The sequence below is a fragment of the Shewanella sp. ECSMB14102 genome, assembly GCF_000813075.1.
In the GTDB taxonomy this organism is placed as follows: domain Bacteria; phylum Pseudomonadota; class Gammaproteobacteria; order Enterobacterales; family Shewanellaceae; genus Shewanella; species Shewanella indica.
Window position 1 is genome coordinate 40,950 of the sequence record NZ_JWGX01000002.1, and the last position, 21,848, is coordinate 62,797.

Genomic DNA, 21,848 nt, shown 5'->3' on the forward strand with positions numbered 1-21,848 from the left:
TACACCAAGAAGCGTTGCATCGGCCTCAAGCTGTTTGAGGGCATCACAGCATTGGTTCTCGGGCGCTGAAATGTCAGCTTACAATTAGCTTGCGGCCCGGCGCTGGAATTTGGCATTAAATAGGGAACTTGCACCTTTATCCAAGGTTCAAAGCTGCAGACAATAACAAGGAGTGGTTGAGCGCCTGTCGCAATACCCACAAGAGCAATGATAAAGCTTCAACAACTTTGCAAAACCTATCAGATGGGCGACGCCTGTGTGCGAGCGCTCGATGAAGTCAGTTTCGACATTCAAGCCAATGAATTTGTGGCCATTATGGGGCCTTCAGGTTCAGGCAAGTCGACGCTGATGAATATCATCGGCTGCCTGGATAAACCCAGCAGTGGCAGTTACCTGCTCAATGGCGAAGAGGTGGGACAACTGGATGACGATGCCTTGTCTGCGGTGCGTAACCGCCAGATAGGTTTCGTATTCCAGAGTTTTCACCTCTTGCCGCGACTCACGGCGCTGCAAAATGTGATGCTGCCGCTGCGATACAGCCCAGAAGGGCAGGGCGATGAAACCCACGCCATAGAATTGCTGAGGCGTGTCGGACTGGGAGAGCGACTGGATCACAGGCCCAACCAACTCTCCGGCGGTCAGCGTCAGCGGGTGGCGATAGCTCGCTCCCTGGTCAATCGCCCGGCCATTTTACTGGCCGATGAGCCCACCGGGGCGCTGGACAGCAAGACTTCGCTTGAGATCATGGCGCTGTTTACCGAGCTGCATGCCGCAGGGCAAACCATCATTTTGGTGACCCACGAAGAGGAAGTGGCCGCTTACGCCCAGCGGGTTATCCGTATGCGTGATGGTTGCCTGCAAAGTGACAGGAGGGCTAATGCGGCCTGATTCTCTTTTACTTTTGAGCCTGGCGGTCTCTGGCCTGACTTTTTCAAGCTTGGCTGTTTCAGAAATCGCGATACCGGCGGCGGCCGGCTCGTCTTCTTCGATAGCTTCTCCATTGGAGCCTTTAACGGACAAGGGAGCGGATGCCAAGTCGCCGCCTGCCGCGCAGCTGCTACTGACAGGTAAAGTCAGTTCCGCCAAGTCGCAGACCTTCAGCGTCCCCAAGGCCGGTGATGCCTGGCGCTATCAAATTCAGTGGATGTTACCCGAGGGCTCTTTGGTCTCTCCCGGGCAAGTGGTGGTGGTGTTTGACAAGAGTCAGGTGGCCAACCAGATAGAACAGTTGGAAGCCAGCATGCTCAGGGTGTCGGCGCAGGAGCAAAGCCAGACCATAGAGCTCAAATCCAAGGTATTGCAAGCCAGGTTCGAGCTGAAAAAGCAGTTACTGGAGCAGGAAAAGGCGCAACTGGTGGCGGCCGTGCCGGCAGATTTTATCGCTGCCAAGGAGTACGCCGACAATCAGTTCAAGCTGCTGCAGCTAAATGCCGAGGTGACCAAGGCCAAGCAGGCACTGGCCGAAGCTCTGGATACCGAGAAGGCGACCCTGGCACAGCTGAAGATTGACAAGGAAAAGGCGGCGCTCGAGTTGGCCCAGGCCTTCAAGGACTTGGACAGCCTGGAGCTGAAAGCCGAAATCGCCGGCCCTTTGCTGCTTGGACGGGAGCCTTGGAGCAATAAAAAATTCGAGGTGGGAGATACGGTGCAAGTGGGGCGACAAATCGCCACTGTGCCTGCTATGGAAGATCTGGAAGTGATCGCCTGGGTCAATGAGGTGGATGTGGATCGCCTGAAACCCGGGCAAGCCGTGATCATGCGTCTGGATGCGGAAATTGAGCGCGCCTTTCCCGGACAAGTTGCTAGTATCGGTCGCCAGGCCATCAATCTACCGGCCTGGGGCCGCAGTAACTGGTTTGAAGTGGGGATCCGTTTCAAGGCGCCTGATGATATCGCCATGATCCCCGGCATGAGTGTACTGGTGGAAACCGGAGGCAAACATGAAGCGCTTTAGTTTGGCCTGGCTGGCACTGCTTGCGCTGAGCGCGTGCAGTGATGGGGTGAGCACTCAGGTAGTGCAGGGGCCTTTGAGTCAAAAAATAGAAGTCACCGGCGAGCTGGTGGCGGCCGATACCGTGTCTTTAATGCCGCCTGTAATGCGGCGGATCTGGCAATACCAGGTCAAGCAGCTGGCGCCGGAAGGCAGCGAGGTGGAAAGTGGCGAGATGGTGGCTCAGTTGGATACCTCGGAACTGACTCAAAGGCTGTCGGTCAAATCGGCCGAGCTTGAGGCTACGGTGCAGGACTTGCAGACCTCCAAGCTGCGTAATGCCAAGAAGATGGAGGAGCTCAAGTTGCAACTGGCTGAGGCCAAAATGGGTTTGGACAAGGCCGAGCGTAAGTTTGCCCTCTCTGATGACACTGTTGCGGCGCTGGATAAAGAAAAGTACCAGCGTGACGCGGTGATCGCCCGTGACAAGGTGGCTCTGGTGCAGCAGCAACTGGTACTGGAGGCCCAGAGCGCCAGGCAACGGGAAGCCATGCTCGACGGAGACAGGCAGAAGTTCGCCGCCGAAGTGGCGGCGCTGAAAAAGGGTATCGCCTCGATGACCTTGGTGGCGCCCCGTGCCGGTATGGTGGTCTATGGCAACGATCCTCAGGGCAACAAGCTCAAAGAGGGCCAATCTGTGTTTGCCGGTGATGTGATGTTGTCCATTCCTGATCTCGACAGCATGCAGGTCAATATGGCGATCCCTGAGGTAGAAGCCCGCAGAGTCAAACTGGGCCAGCAACTCAAGATCCGTCTGGATGCCAATCCTGATAAAGTCTTTACAGGAAAAATCAAAGAGTTGGGTGCAGTTTTTCGTAACAAAAGCCAGGAGGTTCCTCTGGTGGTGTTCGATGCGGTTGCCAGTATAGACGAGCCGGATACCGAGTTGATGCGCCCGGGAATGACCGCCAAGATCAGCATAGAAATTGCCGATGACAGTCAGCGTACTCTGGTGGCTCAGGATGCGGTGCATTACGAGGCCGGTCATCCTTATGTGCTGCTGGACGGGCTCTTGGGGGCTCGCAAACAGTCGGTGCGGGTCGGTGCCATGGGGGGCGATCAGGTTGAAATACTCACCGGCTTGCAAGTGGGCGATGAGGTATTGCTGCCATGAAGAATCATTTGCTAATCACCTTTGCCTTGATAATGCAGGCCTTGATAGCCTTGGCCTTGAGTGGCTGCCAACCGAGCAGTAATGATGGTGTGCTCACCATGACAGTCAGCCGTGGCGAGTTTCAGGTTAATATCCCCGCCAGCGGTGAGCTGGAAGCGGCGCAGTCCACTCCCGTTGTGGTGCCCACGGGGTTACGTGGGCCTCAGTCCCTGGCCTGGATCCAGAACAACTTTACCCAGGTCAAGGCCGGTGATGTGGTGGCCAGGCTCGATGATACAAGGGAGTCGTTTCGCTTGCAGATGGAAGCCTTCGACTTTGAGCGCCTGGCGCAGGATGCCAAGATCCAGACAGAGAAAGATCTCACCTTGAGCCAGAGTTTGACTTTGGGAAGCAAGGTCACAGGTAATGAGCGGCAGTTGGCCGAGCGCTTTTTCAGTGCGGATGAGCGGGTTTACACCAAAATCAACATCATAGATCAGATGCGCAACAAGGAATATTTGGATGCCAAGCTGGATTATTTCCAGTGGGGCGGCACTCAGCACCAGGCGCAGGCCGATGCCGAGCAGGCGCTTATCAAGCTGAAACAGAAAGGCCATCAGGCCAAGATTGACAGGTATCAGGGTAATCTGACACAGATGGAGATTATCGCGCCGCACGACGGGCTGTTTGTCTATCAGGCAGGCTGGGATGGCGCCTTTCCCGTGGTGGGGGACATGATCTGGTCCGGATTCCCCATAGGCATATTGCCGGATACTTCCGTGATGCAGGCAAGAGTCTATGTGCTTGAATCGGAAGCTGTGGGGCTGGCCATCGGCAAGCAGGCCACAGTGACTCTGGATGCCTATCCTGAGCGACCCTTTAGCGGCACTGTGACCCAGGTCGATGCGCTGGCCAAGCCCAAAGACAGAGATAGCCCGGTGAACTATTTCCAGTTCACCATCAGCCTGGAGCAAACTCTGCCGGCCATTATGCAGCCGGGAAGGCAAGTGAATGCCAAGGTGCAGGTGCTGGATCTCAATGATGTATTGACTGTGCCCAATCAGGCCCTGTTTCAAAAAGACGGCCGCTACTGGGTGTATCTTAAGCAGGGCGGCGGCTTTATGCGCCGGGATGTGACTCCGGGGCACAGATCCCTTAACCGCACCGAAATTATCGCCGGGCTCAATCCCGGTGATGTAATAGCCCTGACAACTCCACCCAAGAGGAGTCAGCTATGAGTTCGATAATAGGACTATGGCAAGGATTTACCCAGGCGTTCGATGAGATGCGCCACCACAAACTGCGTACCGCCTTGACACTGCTGGGGATGATATTCGGTGTCGGCGCCGTTATAGCCATGCTCAGCGTCGGTGAAGGTGCCGAGCGTGAAGCCTTGAAGATGATTGAATCCATGGGGGTTCGCAATCTGGTGGTCAACAGCCGCAGCAATGACGGCGAGGCGCTGAAATCGATTCGTGAACATAGTGTCGGCCTGAGCCTGCGTGATATCGACAGTGCCAGAGACACCTTGCCTTTTATTCAGGATTGGGGCGCCGCCAAGGAAGTAAAAGTCTTCAGTCTGTTTTCCGCCGAAGGGCGTAGCGATGCCAGTGTGATGGGGGTGACTCCCAGCTATTTTGGGTTGACGTCGCTAAAGCTCAATGAAGGGCAGATTTTTACCGAGCAGGATGAGGTCTACTACCGCCAGGTCGCCGTGTTGGGACCAGAGGCGGCTCGCAGCCTGTTTCCCAAGGGCAACGCCCTTGGCAAGCACATCAAGATTAATCATCAATGGTTTACCGTGGTGGGTATCTTGGCCGATGCCAATCGCGGTAAGTCTAAAATCCAGGGCGTCAAGCTTGGGGGCGAGCGCAATCAGGTGTTCATTCCACTGTCGAGCGCCCTGAAAAAGATGCAGTTCAAGGCGCTTGAAGATGAGCTGGACATGATCAAGCTGTCGCTCAGGGAAGAGGTTGAGCCTTCGCTGGCGGCCAAGAGCCTGAATCATTTGTTGCAGCGCCGTCATGGCGGTGAGAAGGACTATGACATAGTGGTGCCGGCCGACCTTTTGGCCCAACATCAGAAGACCCAACAGATCTTCAATATCGTCATGGCCTGTGTCGCCGGGATCTCGCTTCTGGTGGGCGGGATTGGCATTATGAACATTATGCTGGCCACCATTTTGGAGCGTACCGCCGAGATAGGTTTGCTGCGGGCGCTGGGGGCCAGGCGCAAGGATATCGCCCGGCAGTTTTTGATTGAAAGTATCGCTATTTCTGCTACCGGCGGTCTGTTTGGCATAGTTGTGGGGCTGGGACTGGCGCTGCTTATTTCAACAGCGGCCGGTTGGCCTGTGGCTTGGTCTCCCTTTGCGATACTGCTGGCGCTCGGGGTTTGTATGAGTATCGGGGTCGGCTTCGGCCTCTATCCGGCGCAGAAGGCGGCCAAACTGGATCCCATAATTGCCTTGCAACGGGACTGACAGAGGTTTCTTTCTTCGCTGTCAGAGGTTTTGGCGCCATGGCCGGCGCTCGCAAGGGCGTGTTCTGCAAAAGCGGCAACGGTTAGACAGGCGCTTTATTGTCATTGTGTCGATGTTCCTCTGGATAGAAACTGTCGGCACACAGGCTCTGCCTACAACTGTGCTGATCTGTTTGATCTTGTGATTAAATATAGGAACCTAATTCTTTCAAGGAAAGTGGGCAGGTCATTTCATGGATGCTTTGCAACAACACAGAGCCCAGGCCAAGCAGCGACTCTATTTATGGCATTCGCAACATCTTGTCTCGGGGACGGCGTGGCGCAAAGCTTTGGGATTGCTGCCATCACCAGGGGCCAAGCAGAGTCTGAGCTTTTTTAACCCTCTGCTGCTGGGGTGTGCTGCGCTCTGTTTTGCTTCGGCGCTTATCTGCTTTTTTGCCTACAACTGGGCCGCTTTGCCGCGCATGGGCAAGTTGGCGTTATTGGAAACCGGTTTGCTGGGCTGTTTGTTGCTGGCCTTTGCATTGAGCCGATGGTTAAAGTCACCCCTTGCCGACAAGGCACAAGCCGCTTTGCCCTGGCTCCTGTTTGTGGCCTGTGTGTTTGTCGGCGTCTTGCTGGCCTTTATCGGCCAGAGCTATCAGCAAGAGGCCGACAACTGGCAGTTGTTTGCCGTGTGGGCACTGCTTATTCTGCCCTGGGTGGTATTTTTGAAACTGGAAGCCGGTTATCTGCTGCTTATCTTGCTGTTGAACCTGACCCTGTACTTGTTATTGCAGATAACCTCATTGCCGTTTGCAGACCTGTTTAGCTTGCTGGGGGATGACAGGCTCGCCATCCCTTGGTCACTGTTTGCGCTTAATTGGCTGCTGCATCAATGCCTGCTTCGTTTTGCGCTGACAGACAAGCAAGGCATCCCCCTCAGCGAGGTAACCAGCGGGTTGCTCGGTTGGGGCTTTTTGTTGCTGGCGAGTTGTTGGACACTGTTCGACTCCTTGAGCGCAGAGCAGTTTATTGCTGTGGTTCTCTACGGGGTGGTTGCCGCGGCGCAGATACGAGGCTACCACACAAGGCGTAAACTCTACGGCATGGCGCTCGGGCTTTTCAGCACGGCAGCGCTGTTTGATCTCTGGTTGCTGCGCTTGCTGTCTGAAGTGTTTGACGGTGATGCCGTGGTACTGCTGTTTGCCCTGATGACGCTTTGCGTGCTGCTCAGTGCCTCAGTCGCCGCCTTGCTGCTAAAGCGCTTGCAGGCTGACTATCTGGCCGCGGTACCGGAGCAACAGGCCCAAAAACACAAAGATGCGACTGCCGACACAGAGCCTAGGGAGGATGAGCAAATCGTCCCTAATGCGGACAGCCTTTTCTGGCAACGGCTGCAGCAGGCAGGCATTGTCTCGGGGGATGTGGCACAAGAGACTCCAGAGTTGCAAAGTCCCTGGTATCTCAAGGCGATGCTTATCCTGTTTGGCTGGTTAGCCGGGATCTGTTTGCTGGGTTTCATCGGCACCGGCCTGGCGTTATTGTTGGACGATATTCAGCCTGGGTTGCTGCTGAGCCTCGCGCTGGCGGCATCTGCAGTGGCCTTTGGTTTGAGCCGAGGTCAAAGTGGACTGTTTATCTCTCAGTTTGCCTTGAGCTTTGCCGTGGCCGCCTTGGTGCTCTATGGCATCGCCTTTGATGAGCTGCTGTTTGAAGTGGCTTCCTGGCGCTGGTGGTTGATGCTGGCTCTGGCGGCCTCGCTTCATTGGTATCTGCTGCCACCTTATTTGACCCGGTCCAGTTGCGCGCTGCTGGCATTATTGGCCTTGATTGCGCTGCTGCAGACACTTTTATTATTACCCTTGGTGACGCCGGCACTGCTACTGGGCTTTGTGCTGCTCTGGCGCCATGAGGCCGACTGGGGCAAGGCGCCGCTTCGCTGGCGCTCCCTTGCCATGGCCATGACCTTGGCACTGCTCTTTTGTCAAACGCCGCAATTGGTTTGGCTGGAAGGCGTCTGGGAGTTAAAGGATCCCGGTATGAGCCCGGCTATGTTGCAGGGCGCGCAATGGTTACTTGAAGCTTTGCTGCTGTGGCAACTTTGGCGTCTTTTCGGCAGTCGAATGAACGCAATCCGGCATCAATTGGATGGGCGTTCGCAGATGCTGTTGCTACTGGGACTGCTGTCGGCCTTGGTTTGGTTTTGGTGGATCCCCGGGCTTATCGCCGGCGCATTGGTGGCGGTTTTCGGCTTTGTGCTGGCCGAGCGCTTGCTGCTCTGGCTCGGGGTACTGGCGATGCCGGTTTACTGCGGTTATTACTATTACTCGTTGCAGCAAACCTTGTTGGAAAAATCCTTGCTGCTGATGCTGCTTGGCGTGAGCCTGCTACTGCTTTGGTTTGCGCTGAAGCCTTTGAGCGACAGGCCTGAGTGGCTGGCGGCGCAGAATGGGGGTGAGCAGTGGTGAAACCCAAATTGACGCCCAAAATCATGGGGTTGTGCCTCGTGTGGGGGCTGCTTTGTTTGCTGGTCATCAACATTTCCGTGTGGCAGAAAGAGCAACTCTGGCAGCACGGTGAGCCCATCTTACTTGAGCTGGCCCCGGTGGATCCCCGTTCGCTGATGCAGGGGGACTATATGCAACTCGACTATAAATTGGCCCGGCAATTGGCCAATGAGCTGCGCGCAAAAGGGCAGTTTCAGGACAATATGCAGGGCTGGCTCAGAGTGAGTCTCGATGAGCAGCAGCGCGCCGCTTTTGTGGCGCTGGAGAGTGACCCAGAGGCTCCTTTGTTGCAGCAGCAAAGACGCTTGCCGTTTAAAGTCCGTCAGGGAGATGTGCAATTGGCGAGCCAGGCTTTTTTCTTTGAGGAGGGCCAGGCGGAGCATTTCAGTCAGGGACGTTATGGCGAGCTTAGATTGGGCACTGACGGGGAGCTGATGTTAGTGGGCCTGCGTGACGGCCAACTTAAACCGCTTTGAACCTAAGAGTGGTAAGGCCGTGTTCATTAGACCACTAGAGTGACTTAGGTTTTTTTACGGTTTACTCCAAGCTAACTCATTGATAAGACTAATTAACTAACACTAAAGTTTGATAAATATTTTACATATTGCAACTTGATTGTAACCTGTGGCCTTTATAGTGGCTGCTTCTCCGGATGCGGAGATGTGGAAATAACATTACTTATTGATAAATAAGAAAATCACTATAATCAGGATATATTTCAGGGGTCAATATGTTAACCAAGGCAAGTCTGCTTGCCCTGGCCGTGGGCAGTATTGCTGCCCAGGCTCAGGCGAGTGAGCAAGTGATCATTTCCGAATACGTTGAAGGTTCAGGCAATAATAAGGCCATCGAGCTCTTTAACACCGGCAGTCAAGCTGTCGATCTCAGCCAGTATCAGCTGGATATCTTCTTCAATGGCAGTAGCAGTGCAGGCAGCAGCATTGCCCTGAGCGGCATGCTGGCCGCCGGTGGCACTCATGTATTGGCCGACAATGATGCCGACGCTGCAATCCTGGCGTTGGCGCAGCAAACCAGCAGCGCCAGTTTCTTCAACGGTGATGATGCCCTGGTGCTGAGCCGTAATGGTGAGGTGGTCGACAGCCTGGGCCAGGTTGGGGTGGATCCAGGCTCCGAGTGGGGCAGCGGTGATGTTTCCACTCAAAACAATACCATAAGGCGTAAGCTGGACAACTTGAGTGCGGATCTCGACCCCTTCGATGCGGTCGACCTCAGTGGTTGGGACGGCTTTGCCATCGATAATATCGACGATCTGGGGGCCTTTGGCGGTAATGCCGGCGAGCCGGGTGAGCCGACAGATCCCGGTAATGGCGCCCTGGTTTGCGGCGATGCGGCTACACCCATTCATGCATTGCAGGGTAGCGGCGAGGCCAGTCCATTGGCTGGTGAAACCCTGGAAGTGGAAGCAATAGTCACCAGTAACCAGGAAGCGGGTCTCAAGGGATTGTTCCTGCAGATGGCCGATGCCGAAGCGGATGCCGATCCTTTAACCTCGGAAGGGGTGTTCCTGTACACAGGCAATAGCGCCAGTGGTTATCAGGCAGGCGACCGAATTCGGGTGCGGGCTCAGGTCACTGAATATCAAGGCTTGACCGAACTGACCAATGTCAGTGCCAAGGCCTTGTGTGCCACATCACAACCTCTGCCGAGTGCAGCCAGAGTGAGCCTGCCGGTCAATGACAGCAGTGCACTTGAAGCCTTCGAAGGCATGCTGGTCAGCTTTGAGCAGCATCTTACGGTAAACGAAGTCTACAACCTTGGCCGTTATGGTGAGGTGTTGTTGGGTTCAAGCCGTCACTTTATCGGTACTCAGGTAGCCAATCCCGGCGCCGATGCCTTGGCGGTTACGGCAGCCAATGCCCTGGATTCCATAGTGCTTGACGATGGCCTGACGGCACAAAATCCGGATCCTGTTATTTATCCGGCCCCGGGTCTGAGCGCCGCTAACCCGCTCAGAGTCGGTGATACTGTCACAAACCTCACCGCGGTGATGCATTACGGTTTTGGTATTTACCGTTTGATGCCGGTCGATACCGTCAACTTTGTTGCCGCCAATCCCAGAGCGTCCGAGCCTGAGTTGAATCGTCTCGATGCCTTGACAGTTGCCAGTTTCAACGTGCTCAACTATTTTAACGGCGATGGCCAGGGCGGCGGTTTCCCCACCTCCCGTGGCGCCGATACTCAAGCGGAGTTTGAGCGCCAACGAGCCAAGATAATCGCGGCGATGAAAACCATTAACGCCGATGTCTTCGGTTTGATGGAAATCGAGAACGATGGTTTCGACAGTAACTCGGCAATTGCCGATCTGGCCCGCGGTCTCAACGACGCCATTGGCACTGACAGCTATCGCTATCTGGCGCCACAGGTTAATCGCATTGGCAACGATGAGATCAGCGTCGGTATTCTGTATCGTCAGGACAGAGTCACCCCGGAAGGGGTAGCGGCGATTCTGGACAGCAGTAATTCGGCGCTGGATGACAATGGTCAGGTGCTGTTCAACGATGGCAAGAACCGTCCCATGCTGACCCAGAAGTTTAGCGTCAACGACAGTGAGGATAACTTTGTGGTGGCGGTCAACCACCTCAAGTCCAAGGGCAGTGATTGTAATGCGCTGGGCGATCCCGACATGAACGACGGCCAGGGTAACTGTAATTTGACCCGAACCCGCGCTGCCATGGCGATAGGCCAGTTCCTGCAGACTGAATATCAGGGTGACAAGGTACTGGTGATAGGGGATCTCAATGCCTATGCCAAGGAAGATCCACTGACAACCCTGGCCAATGCCGGTTACGCCGAGTTGTTTGGCGAGCTTGGTAAGCCTTCAGCATACTCCTATGTGTTCTCAGGTGAGTCGGGACAGTTAGATCATGCACTGGCCAATGAAGCCATGCTGACCAATGTTCGTGATGTTACCGATTGGCATATCAATACCGATGAACCCAGAGTGCTGGACTATAACACTGAGTTCAAGACGCCGGAGCAACTGCAAAGTTTCTACAGCAACGATGCCTTCCGTTCATCGGATCACGACCCTGTGATCATCGCCCTGGACTTTGCCGCGGCCAATCAGGCACCGGTTGCCGAGTTTTCAGTGCAGCAAAATGGTGCTGCGGTGGCGCTCTCTAGCACGTCGAGTGATAGCGACGGTGAGTTGGTGAGCCAGGAGTGGGATCTGGGGGATGGTACTCAAGCCTTTGGCGAGCAGGTGAGTCATGAATACCAGCAAAGCGGCGTCTACCTCATCACTTTGACCGTGACTGACGACAAAGGTGCCCAGCACAGTGTCAGCCGTGAGGTGACCGTTGAGATAGCCCCTGAGCCGACCGAGCCTGTGGCGGTTATCCGCCATCTGGATCTTTGGTTGCTGCAGGTGTTTATCTCCGAGAGCTATGATCCTGACGGTTATATCAAAAAGCAGCAGTGGCGCTTCAACGATGGGCGAAGATTCAACGGCCCGGTTGCCATGCGTATTGGCGGTCGTGCCAATGAAGTGACCTTGACCGTGACCGACAATGATAAACAAAAGGCCAGCACCAGCCTGAGCTTTTAACCGCTTAAGATGAAAAACGCCCGCAGCAGCGGGCGTTTTTGTTGGTGAATTCAAAGGTTGAGGATACGTTGACCTTAGTCCTTGTCAGTGCTAATCGAATAAGTTCTTCATCGCGTGGTTGATTTCCGGGTAGTTGAATTCGAAACCATCGGCCTGGGCATGAACCGGTAATACAAACTGGCCTTCGGTCAGCAGGGTCGACATTTCACCCATTGCCAGTTGCAGGGCCAATGCCGGTGCCGGCAGACAAGCGGGGCGGTGCAGCGCTTTGCCGAGAGCCTTGCTGAAGTCGCGATTGCTGACAGGCTGCGGCGCGGTGGCATTGTATATGCCGCGGCAGGCTTCATTTTCCAGCAGAAATTCAATAAGGCGCAGCAAGTCTTCGCGCATGATCCAGCTCATTCCCTGACGACCATGGCCAATCGGGCCGCCCAGGCCCAGTTTGAAGGCCGGCAGCATCTTGGCCAAGGCGCCGCCATCTTTGCCAAGTACTATGCCGATGCGAAAGATACAGACCCGAGTGAGATCGGCAACCGCCAGGGCTTTTTGCTCCCATTGGGCACAGACCCTGTGGCTGAACTCATCATGGGGCGTGGCGTTTTCGTCTATGGGCTCCGGCCCCTGACGGCCGTAAAAACCCACCGCCGAGGCGCTGAGAAAAACTTGGGGTTTCTTTTGGCTGTTGCGGACAAGCCTAGCCAACTGCTCTGTGATGTCCCAGCGGCTGTGGCAGATCCGCTGTTTCTGCTTATCGCTCCAGCGTTTAGAAACTATGGGTTCACCGGCGAGGTTGATGATGGCATCTATCTCCTCAAGCAGTCCTGGTGTTTGCAGCGAATCTATGTACCGGGTCTGTGCCAGCGCCAGCTTTTGCTCTGCCGCCGCGGGGTTGCGGCTCAAAATAGTCAGCCTATGACGTTTTGCCAGCCGCTGCGCCAGTTCTGAACCGACAAATCCGGTTGCACCTGTGAGCAAAATATTCATGCCTTCTCCCTGACTTATTGAATGTTTCTCCAGAGTATAGACTGGCTTACGCCGGTTTACGGTAGTTCAGCTGCAGTGAAACCGAGTCGGCGTACCTCAAGGCGTGAGGCTTGTCGATTTCAACGCTGGCGTACTCTACCCATTCATGTTCGCTGGCTATTTCCAGCACTTTACCAGTGAGGTGCTCCAGCAAGGAGAAACGGTTGTCCTCCACCAGGTTAATGATCGCCTTGGTGATGGTGCGATAATTGAGCGCGTGCTCCATATCATCACTCCTGCGCGCCTTGTCGGCGCAGTAATGGATGCAAACATTGATGATCACATCCTGACGGTTGTTGATCTCCTCTTCCTTGATACCGATAAAAGTGCGCAGGCGCAGGTTTTTAATGCGTATAATAGCTAGTTCGGGTTTCATCATGTCACTACTTTTTGTTGTTGATGCAACGGCTGATTGTGACAGAGAACAACAAGGAATTTCAATTATGTCATCAGCCTACCGTCCGTCCATGGCGCTGAAAGGATTCGCTATCATGGCTTGCCTGGTCATAGTACTGGCTGGAATTAAGGCCGCCAGCGCCATAGTGGTGCCCTTTGTGTTGTCGGCTTTTATTGCGGTTATCTGCAGCCCGGCGATCAATGCCTTGAGCCGTTATCGCGTGCCCCGCGCCCTGGCTGTATTTGTGCTGGTGGCGATTATTTTGTTGCTCGGGCTCTGGCTGGCTTCTGTAGTGGGCAGTTCCATCAATGAGTTTTCCCAGCAATTGCCGCAATACCGCTCACAGCTGGTGGAGCAATTTGCCTGGATATTGGACAAGCTCAAGGAGCTGAATATCCATATCTCCAAAGACAAGGTGTTGACCTATTTGGACCCCGGCATGGCCTTGTCTTTGACCACCAATACGCTCTCCGGCGTGGGCAATGTGATGGCCAACCTGTTTCTGATAGTGCTCACCATAGTCTTTATGCTGTTTGAGGCACAATCTTTGCCGCGTAAGGTGCATCTGGCGCTGGATGACCCTGATATGCGTTTGTCCCAGATTGAGCGTTTCTTGCACTCGGTGAACCAATATATGGTGATCAAGACCCTGGTCAGCCTGGCAACCGGTATTATTGTCGGTGTCGGTCTGGCACTGATGGGGGTGGATTATGCGCTGCTCTGGGGCGTAGTGGCCTTTTTGTTTAACTATATTCCCAATATCGGCTCTATCATCGCCGCCATTCCTGCCGTACTGCTGGCCTTTGTGCAGCTGGGCACCGCGGGTGCCGGTGGGGTTGCCGCCCTGTATCTGGCGACCAACATGGTGATGGGCAATCTGGTAGAGCCCAGATTTATGGGACGTGGCCTCGGGTTATCTACTCTGGTGGTTTTCCTGTCGTTGATCTTCTGGGGCTGGCTCCTGGGCTCGGTCGGCATGTTGCTGTCCGTGCCGCTTACCATGATAGTCAAGATAGCTCTGGAATCGAGCCAGAGTGGCAACTGGTTGGCAATCTTGCTCTCGGACGAGGCCAGTATTGCCGTGCGGGAAAATGCCGATAATGAAGCGGCAGCCGATGCCGAATAAAGGCAGAAATAAGAAGTTGAGGATTTCATGCAGTTATTTTTGGAAGCCATCACCGACCTGACTCCAGGCGATGAGTGTGGCCGTTTGTTTCATGGTCGCGGCGGCCGTTATCCCGGCGCCGAGCACTTATGCCTGGATTGGTTTGAGCCTGTGGTGTTGCTGACCACCTTTAAACCCCTGACGCCGGAAGAACTGGCCTTGGTTACCGAGCGTCTGCAATTACGCTGGCAAGCTTTGGGATTGGCACTGAATCTGGTCTATCAATACCGCGCCGCCGGGCAGACCCGCACCGAGCTCATTGCCGGCGAGATCCCCGAGCTACATCTGGCCAGCGAGCTTGGTTGCCGTTATCAGTTGCATCTGCTGCGTGGCCAGAATCATGGTTTATTTCTGGATATGCGAAACGGCCGCGAGTGGGTGATGGCCAACAGTGCTCAGCGGAAAGTATTGAATCTGTTTGCCTATACCTGTGCGTTCTCGGTGGCGGCCCTCAAGGGCGGCGCCGATGAGGTGGTCAATATGGATATGAGTAAAGGGGCGCTGGCCATCGGCAAGCAAAACCATTTGCTCAATGGCCTTACTGCCGGTGCCCGCTTTCTGGGGCATGATATCTTCAAGTCCTGGGGCAAACTTAAAAAACTCGGGCCCTATGACTTGCTGATTGTCGATCCGCCCAGCAATCAAAAGGGCAGCTTTGTGGCAACCAAAGACTATCTGCGATTGCTGCGTCATCTGCCGCAACTCTTGAACCCGGGGGCCGAGCTGTTGCTTTGTCTTAATGCACCTGAGCTGGACAGAGCTTTTTTACAGAACCAGGTCAGTGACGCCGCACCAGAACTTGAGTTTGTTAAACAGCTGGATAACCCACCGGCCTTTGCAGACCGGGATCCTGACAGGGCATTGAAGGTGTTGCTGTATCGCTATGAGGGAGAACCGGGCTCTAACACTCAATAACCGAGCCGTTCAGAGATCAGGGATTGGCCGCCTTCTTCCAACAGGGCGGCTATGCCTTCGACATCAAAACTGCTCAAGCAGGATGCCTGATGCAGTAGCCTGTCCTGGACATCCAAGGGCATCTGCATCCTTTCCATAAACATGCGCATTCCCAATATATCGCCACTGGCCAGCAGGGTGGCGAGAGTTCGTGCTTCAAAGTCGACAATATGATTCATGGCGTCGTCCTCTTGCTGATTTACGGGCCGGGGAGGCCTCCTTTAAGCTATAGCAGTTGCAGCGCCCGCCGCTAGACCCAATGTGTTTAAAAAATTTCGCCTCAAAACCCAGGGGCATAAAAAACTGAAAGTCTTTCAGTGCTTCCTACATAACTGGTGGGTATCTGAGCTTTTGAAGGTGGTTTTACCAGTTTGGGGTAACGAAAGTGAAAGTTTTCTGTAACTCCTTCTCTAGCCCTGTTATACTGGCACCGCCTTAGGGGAAACACCTAAGGCTCCGAAAAGCCGGAATCGGGCATAAAGTGTCGTCGGAACCTGAACTTAACAGGAATCCAAGAAAAAGATACGCCCTGTACCCTACAGAATAGACTGGAGTTGTTATGGAAATTCATGAGTACCAAGATGCTTACTACCAACTGCAGGATGAAGTGATTGAATCACTTCCGGTAGAGAAAGACGAAGAAGCGTTTTTGGATTAGGCCTCAGCCAGGCAGCTCAAATCTTGAAAAAGCGGCAACCTCAGGGTTGCCGCTTTTTTTGTTGCCATTGAATTACGTATGAGTCATTCGAGGGTGGAGCCGGGGTAATAATGCTCGACAAGCTGGGTCAATATCCGCTGCTGTTGAGCAAGCTTTTGTCTTTGTGTCTGGCGCAGCAAGCCTTTGAGTGCATGATACTGAGGCTTGATTTCAATTCCCTGGCTCTCGCTCAAGTGCGTGAAGCGACTGACCACTTCCGTCACGCTGAAATCCTCGGCGTAAATATCCAACTGTTGCGAGTGCATCAGCCAGCGAATACCTTGATAGACACCTATGTGAGGCAGGGAGTGATGATCTTCGTCACTGAAGAACTCGCTGTGAAATATAAGTTGCTGAGACGGCTGCGCCGACAGATGTTTGGCCAGCGCCAGATTTCGCTGTTTGTGGTAGTCATTGCGGCCAAGTCCGGGGGTGGTGGCCTGGTTACTTATCGCCATGTACAGGGGCTTGCCTGTTAGCTTGCCCTGAGTGAGTGCCTGCTCGAGCTCATCGGCATAAGTTGGGCTGTCGTACCAGAGACTGGCATCCAGCACCAGGTAAGCATTGAACATAGGCTGTTGTCGGCGCAGCGCCTCCAGTGCCAACAAGCCTCCAAAAGAGTGACCAATAAGCACAGTAGGGCCGGGTTGCCCAAGTCTGGCATTCAGCCAGGGGTTAAGTTCCTGGTCGAGAAAGTCGAGAAAAGCGCCGGCATTGCCCGATTGCTGATAAAGCGATCCTGCGGGTCTACCACCGGGTAGTGTTTCCAGTTTCACCGCAGTGAAGTCCCGAATACGGTTACGGTTGATGATGCCAACTATGACGCCTTCAGGTATCGCAGGATTTACCCCCGAAGCCAGATAATCCAGCATGGGCGCAAGATGCTCAAACTGCTGCTCGGCATCCAGAATCACATAACGGGCAAAGCTCTTGCTCTGCCTGGCGTCCCAGTGTTTGGGAAGGCGCAGTAATACTTCCCGCGATTCCCCTAATATGTTGGAGTTCAGCGTCAATCGCTGTTTTTTCCCGGCGCCTTCTTTGTCCAGGCTTTGGGCGCTGCAGCCTACCAGCATACCGAACAATAGCGTCAGAGGGATAAACAGTGTTTTTTTCATCGAAATATTTACTCGGTAAAGGTGATATTTTCAGCTTGAAATTCAGCCCTGATGGGCTTTTGAGTGGCCTGTCTCACATTCGCGTATTACATTGTAAATGATAACTAATATCATTCCTATGTTGTAAGAATTATGCTACTTTTTCGCGCTATGGAACCAGGGGCTTTACCTGGATTTACCCAAAAGCAACAAGCTATAGGGCGCAATCGTCGCCGCGATAATCGGGGGAATAGAATGAAACTGGATAAGTGCCGTAAACTGCTTACCTTGAGCCTGATCGCCATGGCTGTCAGTGGTTATACCCAGGCAGATGAAGGTGAAATGGAGCATATGGTCGTTACCGCCAGTGCCAAGGATCAGCAACTCAGTACTGCACCTGCCTCAATCTCGGTGATCGATGCCGAAGCGATTAAGCTGATGCCGGTCAAAGATCTGGGGGATGTGCTGAGAAACAGTGTCGGCGTCAATGTGGTGACCAACGACTCGGGCCGAAATAGCATCTATATCCGTGGTATGGATGAAGACTATATATTGATGTTGATCAACGGCAAACGGGTTTCTTCTTCCAATGGTCTGTGGCGCGGTGGTAACTTTGACTTGACCGCTATCCCCATCGACGCCATCTCCCGAGTGGAGATTGTTCGCGGCCCCATGTCGGCTCTCTATGGTTCAGATGCGGTTGGCGGGGTCATCAACGTGATTACCAAGGCGCCAGATGATGACTGGCAACTGGTACTCGACAGCGAGTACAGTTGGATGCAGGACGGCGAAGGCGGTGATCGCAGTCGTACCAACCTGTTTGGCTCGGGCAAACTCACAGATAATCTGGGGCTGATGTTCACCGCAGAGGTGGCCGAGCAGGACGCCTGGTTGATGCCCGAACTGACCCCGAATCAGGACACCATAGAAGAGCGCAAGACCCGCAAGCTCTATGGCTCGCTCACCTGGCAGTTGGCAGACAATCAATCGCTGGACTTGGATTATCAATACGATAATGACAAGGTGCCCTTGACCACTTTTGCTGCCAATTCAAAACGCGAGCAGAAGATAGAGCGCAACACCTTTGCTCTGACTCACAGAGGCGAGTGGAGCTGGGGTGGCACCGAGCTTTTGGCCAACCTGGAAAAGTCGGATATCTACGACTATAACAGCCGCTATTCGCTGCAGCCCCCTTTGGGACGCGACATCGAAGAGAAAAACACTACCTTCAGAGGCTCGGCCTTCTTTAACCTGTGGCAGCAGGACTGGACAGTCGGCGCCGAGTACTTTGATACTGAAGTCGACGATCCCGTGCAATATCCGCTTACCGGTGGTGACAGTGTTGAACAATACTCGCTGTTTATTCAGGATCAGTTCGATTTCCTGGATGATTTCACCCTGACCCTCGGCGGCCGCTACGAAGATAACGAAAAGTACGGCAGCCATTTCAGCCCCAGGGCATATCTGGTTTACCGTGCCTCTGATGCACTGGTGCTTAAAGGCGGTGTTGGCACGGCATTCAGGGCGCCGGCACTGTTTGAATCATCTCCGACTTTCTCTTCAGTCAGTTGCCGCGGCGCTTGTACTGTAGTGGGCAATACGGATCTTGAGCCCGAAACCAGTGTCAACTATGAGCTGGCAGCCTTATGGAGTCAGCCTTCCTACGAGCTGTCAGCAACCCTGTTTCATAACAAGGTGGAAGATCTGATCACTGTTTCGGCTTGGGATGGCTCCAGCCCAACCCGTACTTACTACAACGAGTCCAAGGTAACTTTGCAAGGGGTAGAGTTGACCGCCAGCGTGGATATCACAGCAGATCTCGGCCTCAAGGCAAACTACAGTTATCTCGATACCGAGACAGGTGACGGCGGTGAACTCACCGGTCGCCCACGCCAGAGTGCCAATGTGCAACTGGATTGGTATCTCACCGACGATTGGCAGCTGTATGTTGCCGGTAACTATTTCGGTTCATATCTGGATAGCAGTGCCGTGCGTCAGGATGGCTACAGCCGCTTCGATATCGGCAGCAGTTATCGGCTAAACGATCACCTGAAACTACGTGCCGGGGTTACCAACTTTACCGATGAGCAACCGGCAGAGGAAGACACCAACAGTGATATGATACTGCAAGGGCGCGCCTTCTTTGTCGGTGTCAGTTTGAGCCTCTGAATACCTTGAATTATAAAAGATACTCACTATCACAGGTCTTTTAGTTAAAGCCATTATATTACGGCTGTAACTTTAAGCGGACATGAGTTTGCTGCTTGGGTGTTAATTACTTTGTACTGGTCTCATTGTGGTAAGAATTCGGGTTTGCTGTTCATTCATACGGATATGATCTGGTAGGGATAGGTGTTTTTTAGCTAATTCAAGAGAGATTGTCAGCCATATGTTTATTTCACCAAGGTGTTTTGTTGAGTTGGCTCAAAATGATGCCGTTATAGAGTCAACAAAAGGGTGAGTAGGTTAGGCTTAAACTTATAGCAGGAAACGTATTATACTCTGGCGCCGCATTGACGACGGACAGATAGAATGACAGAGAATCGCGATTTACATTGGATGCAATTGGCCATGGAGATGGCGCAAAAGGCGGAAGCTCTCGGTGAAGTACCGGTCGGAGCTGTGTTGGTTAAAGATGACCAGCTTATTGCCTGCGGCTGGAACCAACCTATTGCCGCCAATGATCCCTGTGCCCACGCGGAAATTCTCTGTCTCAGGCAGGCAGGCGGTCAACTGGAAAACTACCGTCTGTTGGATACAACCCTCTATGTGACGCTGGAGCCTTGCGCCATGTGCGCTGGTGCCATGGTACATGCCAGGGTGGGGAGATTGGTATACGGGGCTGCCGATCTTAAAACTGGCGCGGCTGGTTCAGTGTTGGATCTGGTGCGTCATCCCCTGTTCAATCACAAGTTGGCCGTTAGCGGCGGGGTGATGGAACAGGAGTGCAGCGAACAGTTGAGTGCGTTTTTCAGGCGCCGCAGACAGGAGCAAAAAGCGTTGAGGCAAGCAAGAAAGCTTAATCCGCCTGCTGCAGAAAACTGAAGAAGAGTTTGTGACGGTTGAGAATACGCTTGTGACGGGTTTTAACCAGGCTACGACGACGGGCCATTGCATTATTAATAGTCTTTCTTTTCATAAGCTTACCTTAAGGTGTGTTCGTAAGTTTTTTGCAGCAATGACAAGCTAACAGCTTATTTAAGCTTGCGCCAGCCCCAAATGGCGCGTTGTGTATAATAGCCAGACTGTTTGACGCGAAAATGAGTGGTCTGCAGGGTTTTCAGTCGGGCTGGGCGCCACTGAGATCGGTTGCTTCCTCGCTCTGTCGTTGCACCTCAGCCTGGGTTTCTTGCTGGGCCTGTTCTTTAGCCAGCATTTCCTGCTTGGCTTGATTGTCTATCCACACCAGGGTGTCGTAGTAACGGCGGATACTGTCTACATAGTGCACCGCCTCGTTACCTCTGGCATAGCCATAGCGGGTGTGCTGGTAGTATTTGCGCTTTTGCAGCAAGGGTAATACCTGCTTGAGATCTTTCCAGGCGCTGGGATTAAGGCCTCTGGCCTGTGCCAGCTTACGGGCATCCTCCACATGGCCATAGCCTATGTTATATGAGGCGAGGGCAAACCACATCCGCTCCTCCTCAGGAATAGACTCAGGCAGGCGTACCAAAATGTCGCTCAGATAGCGGGCACCGCCACGGATGCTCTGCTCGGGATCGAGGCGATTCTCCACTCCCAACTGTTTGGCGGTTGCCAGGGTCAGCATCATCATACCGCGCACGCCGGTCGGTGAGCGGGCTCTGGGGTTCCAGTGCGACTCCTGATAACTGGTGGCGGCCAGCTTGCGCCAGTCGAGTTCACCGGCATAAGTTTCAAACAGATGGCGGTACTTGGGCAGCTTGCTGTCCACTGCACGGATAAAGGCGCGGGTGTCGACATAGTCGAAACGTTTGACATGGCCGAAGTACTTTTCCACCAGGTGTTCCAGCGTGCCATCTCTTTGTTCCTGATGCCAGAAACGCAGCAGTTGGCTCATCAGTTGATCGCTGCCTCTGGGTGGCAACAGCCAGACTACAGCCTGCTGGCGCTCCAGTACCTGGCCGGATCTCAGCTCAGGCATAAAACGGCGATTGATATTGATGCTGGTGGAGTCAGAGATGGTATAGCTGAGTTCGCCGCTGGCTATCATGCTCAGTAGCTCTTCATTATCTTTATCTGCGACCTGTTGCCACTCCAGGTTGGGATTATCTGTCTTGAGTCGGTTGAGGGTTTCCACAAACGACGAGTCGGCTATTACAGTGACTGGCGCATCCAGGGCGTTGAGATCTCTGGGAACAGGAGTGCCGGCGCGGTAGACCATCACCTGATTGACCCGATAAAGCGGCGGTCCGAGGCGAAATTGCTGTCTGCGACTGCGGGTATCCGACAGCCCGGCGGCAATCAAATCAATTTCGTTTTGCTTCAGCGCCTGGTAAAGCTCACTGATATTGCCGTAGGGCTTCATTTCCAGCGGCTTGCCGAGAAAGTCGGCAAAACGCGCCGCCATCTCATAGTCAAACCCAGTGTTTCCTTGAGTAGAGGAGACAAATATTTGTGGGCCATAAAGGGTACCCACCCTGAGCTCTTTGATTTCTTTCACCGTCGGGCTTACCTGAGCTTCATCCACGACAGGTTGCCGGCAGCCGGCCAGCAAGATGATCAGGGTGAGAGTCGCGGTAATTCGTTTCATTATCTATCGGTAAAAGCCTTTAGCCTGTGGTTTGCTGCCGGGATAGGGCTTATCCCTTATGTCTGATATGTTTGTAAACAAATTCAATGAATTGTGTATTGGTTTTCAGCGCTGTTTCCTGTTGATTTAGTCAGAGGTTTTACGCCGGAGGGTATATTACCCCATAGG

General features: G+C 53.7%; 17 protein-coding genes. 12 read left to right on the forward strand and 5 right to left on the reverse strand.

The window, feature by feature from the left end; translation table 11 throughout:
• The first annotated feature begins 207 nt into the window (after positions 1 to 207).
• From RC73_RS00260 to RC73_RS00295, 8 genes are all read left to right on the forward strand, one after another.
• A complete protein-coding gene (locus RC73_RS00260; protein WP_025887136.1) occupies positions 208 to 888 on the forward strand; it encodes an ABC transporter ATP-binding protein in 681 nt (226 codons plus the stop codon).
• Complete coding sequence (locus RC73_RS00265; RefSeq protein WP_082014192.1) at positions 878 to 1,954, forward strand: HlyD family secretion protein; 1,077 nt, start codon at positions 878 to 880, stop codon at positions 1,952 to 1,954. The genes RC73_RS00260 and RC73_RS00265 overlap by 11 nt, the downstream gene beginning before the upstream one ends.
• Positions 1,941 to 3,104: an efflux RND transporter periplasmic adaptor subunit gene (locus RC73_RS00270; RefSeq protein ID WP_039032756.1), complete on the forward strand. Its 1,164-nt coding sequence runs from the start codon at positions 1,941 to 1,943 to the stop codon at positions 3,102 to 3,104. Before RC73_RS00265 ends, RC73_RS00270 begins: the two co-directional genes overlap by 14 nt.
• Positions 3,101 to 4,321 carry an efflux RND transporter periplasmic adaptor subunit gene (locus RC73_RS00275; protein WP_039032757.1) on the forward strand — a complete coding sequence of 407 codons (1,221 nt, stop codon included), beginning with the start codon at positions 3,101 to 3,103 and terminating at the stop codon, positions 4,319 to 4,321. The genes RC73_RS00270 and RC73_RS00275 overlap by 4 nt, the downstream gene beginning before the upstream one ends.
• Positions 4,318 to 5,565: an ABC transporter permease gene (locus RC73_RS00280; RefSeq protein WP_039032758.1), complete on the forward strand. Its 1,248-nt coding sequence runs from the start codon at positions 4,318 to 4,320 to the stop codon at positions 5,563 to 5,565. The genes RC73_RS00275 and RC73_RS00280 overlap by 4 nt, the downstream gene beginning before the upstream one ends.
• Positions 5,566 to 5,797: 232 nt before the next feature.
• Positions 5,798 to 8,014, forward strand: a complete 2,217-nt coding sequence (locus RC73_RS19755) for a DUF2157 domain-containing protein (protein ID WP_052247892.1) — start codon at positions 5,798 to 5,800, stop codon at positions 8,012 to 8,014.
• The gene (locus RC73_RS00290) at positions 8,011 to 8,529 is read left to right on the forward strand and encodes a GDYXXLXY domain-containing protein (protein ID WP_071475967.1); all 519 of its coding nucleotides are present in this window, start codon (positions 8,011 to 8,013) and stop codon (positions 8,527 to 8,529) included. Before RC73_RS19755 ends, RC73_RS00290 begins: the two co-directional genes overlap by 4 nt.
• 254 nt (positions 8,530 to 8,783) lie before the next feature.
• The gene (locus RC73_RS00295) at positions 8,784 to 11,621 is read left to right on the forward strand and encodes an ExeM/NucH family extracellular endonuclease (RefSeq protein WP_039032760.1); all 2,838 of its coding nucleotides are present in this window, start codon (positions 8,784 to 8,786) and stop codon (positions 11,619 to 11,621) included.
• Positions 11,622 to 11,711: 90 nt separating this feature from the next.
• On the opposite strand, the gene RC73_RS00300 is transcribed toward RC73_RS00295, so the two are convergent.
• Together RC73_RS00300 and folX are read right to left on the reverse strand one after the other, a co-directional pair.
• A complete protein-coding gene (locus RC73_RS00300) occupies positions 11,712 to 12,605 on the reverse strand; it encodes a TIGR01777 family oxidoreductase (RefSeq protein ID WP_039032761.1) in 894 nt (297 codons plus the stop codon).
• A gap of 46 nt (positions 12,606 to 12,651) precedes the next feature.
• Complete coding sequence (folX, locus tag RC73_RS00305) at positions 12,652 to 13,020, reverse strand: dihydroneopterin triphosphate 2'-epimerase (RefSeq protein WP_039032879.1); 369 nt, start codon at positions 13,018 to 13,020, stop codon at positions 12,652 to 12,654.
• Positions 13,021 to 13,087: 67 nt separating this feature from the next.
• Here folX and RC73_RS00310 point away from each other — a divergent pair, with 67 nt between their 5' ends.
• Together RC73_RS00310 and RC73_RS00315 are read left to right on the forward strand one after the other, a co-directional pair.
• Positions 13,088 to 14,167 (forward strand): AI-2E family transporter, encoded by a 1,080-nt coding sequence (locus RC73_RS00310; RefSeq protein ID WP_039032762.1) that lies wholly within the window; start codon positions 13,088 to 13,090, stop codon positions 14,165 to 14,167.
• Positions 14,168 to 14,194: 27 nt separating this feature from the next.
• A complete protein-coding gene (locus RC73_RS00315) occupies positions 14,195 to 15,121 on the forward strand; it encodes a class I SAM-dependent methyltransferase (protein WP_039032763.1) in 927 nt (308 codons plus the stop codon).
• Here the strand turns inward: RC73_RS00315 and RC73_RS00320 are convergent.
• Entirely contained in the window at positions 15,115 to 15,339 is a 225-nt protein-coding gene (locus RC73_RS00320) for a hypothetical protein (protein WP_039032764.1), read from the reverse strand. The two genes, RC73_RS00315 and RC73_RS00320, sit on opposite strands and share 7 nt — an antisense overlap.
• Positions 15,340 to 15,901: 562 nt before the next feature.
• Entirely contained in the window at positions 15,902 to 16,972 is a 1,071-nt protein-coding gene (locus tag RC73_RS00325) for an alpha/beta hydrolase (RefSeq protein WP_052247893.1), read from the reverse strand.
• Between the two features lie 234 nt (positions 16,973 to 17,206).
• On the opposite strand from RC73_RS00325, the gene RC73_RS00330 reads away from it, so the two are divergent.
• Both RC73_RS00330 and tadA read left to right on the forward strand, forming a co-directional pair.
• On the forward strand, positions 17,207 to 19,120 hold the full coding sequence (locus tag RC73_RS00330) for a TonB-dependent receptor domain-containing protein (protein WP_039032765.1): 1,914 nt from the start codon (positions 17,207 to 17,209) through the stop codon (positions 19,118 to 19,120).
• 363 nt (positions 19,121 to 19,483) lie between these two features.
• Positions 19,484 to 19,996, forward strand: coding sequence for a tRNA adenosine(34) deaminase TadA (gene tadA / locus RC73_RS00335; RefSeq protein ID WP_039032766.1), 513 nt, complete (start codon positions 19,484 to 19,486; stop codon positions 19,994 to 19,996).
• Positions 19,997 to 20,231: 235 nt separating this feature from the next.
• Here the strand turns inward: tadA and mltF are convergent, their stop codons facing one another.
• Positions 20,232 to 21,680: a membrane-bound lytic murein transglycosylase MltF gene (gene mltF, locus RC73_RS00340; protein WP_039032767.1), complete on the reverse strand. Its 1,449-nt coding sequence runs from the start codon at positions 21,678 to 21,680 to the stop codon at positions 20,232 to 20,234.
• Between the last annotated feature and the right edge of the window lie 168 nt (positions 21,681 to 21,848).

Excerpts from the sequence above, each read along its gene's own strand:
- RC73_RS00270 (WP_039032756.1), top strand. The coding sequence starts at position 1,941 with ATGAAGCGCTTTAGTTTGGCCTGGCTGGCACTGCTTGCGCTGAGCGCG.
- RC73_RS00325 (WP_052247893.1), bottom strand. The coding sequence starts at position 16,972 with ATGAAAAAAACACTGTTTATCCCTCTGACGCTATTGTTCGGTATGCTG.
- RC73_RS00265 (WP_082014192.1), top strand. The coding sequence starts at position 878 with ATGCGGCCTGATTCTCTTTTACTTTTGAGCCTGGCGGTCTCTGGCCTG.
- mltF (WP_039032767.1), bottom strand. The coding sequence starts at position 21,680 with ATGAAACGAATTACCGCGACTCTCACCCTGATCATCTTGCTGGCCGGC.
- RC73_RS00310 (WP_039032762.1), top strand. The coding sequence starts at position 13,088 with ATGTCATCAGCCTACCGTCCGTCCATGGCGCTGAAAGGATTCGCTATC.
- folX (WP_039032879.1), bottom strand. The coding sequence starts at position 13,020 with ATGAAACCCGAACTAGCTATTATACGCATTAAAAACCTGCGCCTGCGC.
- RC73_RS00330 (WP_039032765.1), top strand. The coding sequence starts at position 17,207 with ATGAAACTGGATAAGTGCCGTAAACTGCTTACCTTGAGCCTGATCGCC.
- RC73_RS00295 (WP_039032760.1), top strand. The coding sequence starts at position 8,784 with ATGTTAACCAAGGCAAGTCTGCTTGCCCTGGCCGTGGGCAGTATTGCT.
- RC73_RS00315 (WP_039032763.1), top strand. The coding sequence starts at position 14,195 with ATGCAGTTATTTTTGGAAGCCATCACCGACCTGACTCCAGGCGATGAG.
- RC73_RS19755 (WP_052247892.1), top strand. The coding sequence starts at position 5,798 with ATGGATGCTTTGCAACAACACAGAGCCCAGGCCAAGCAGCGACTCTAT.
- tadA (WP_039032766.1), top strand. The coding sequence starts at position 19,484 with ATGACAGAGAATCGCGATTTACATTGGATGCAATTGGCCATGGAGATG.
- RC73_RS00320 (WP_039032764.1), bottom strand. The coding sequence starts at position 15,339 with ATGAATCATATTGTCGACTTTGAAGCACGAACTCTCGCCACCCTGCTG.
- RC73_RS00275 (WP_039032757.1), top strand. The coding sequence starts at position 3,101 with ATGAAGAATCATTTGCTAATCACCTTTGCCTTGATAATGCAGGCCTTG.
- RC73_RS00280 (WP_039032758.1), top strand. The coding sequence starts at position 4,318 with ATGAGTTCGATAATAGGACTATGGCAAGGATTTACCCAGGCGTTCGAT.
- RC73_RS00300 (WP_039032761.1), bottom strand. The coding sequence starts at position 12,605 with ATGAATATTTTGCTCACAGGTGCAACCGGATTTGTCGGTTCAGAACTG.
- RC73_RS00260 (WP_025887136.1), top strand. The coding sequence starts at position 208 with ATGATAAAGCTTCAACAACTTTGCAAAACCTATCAGATGGGCGACGCC.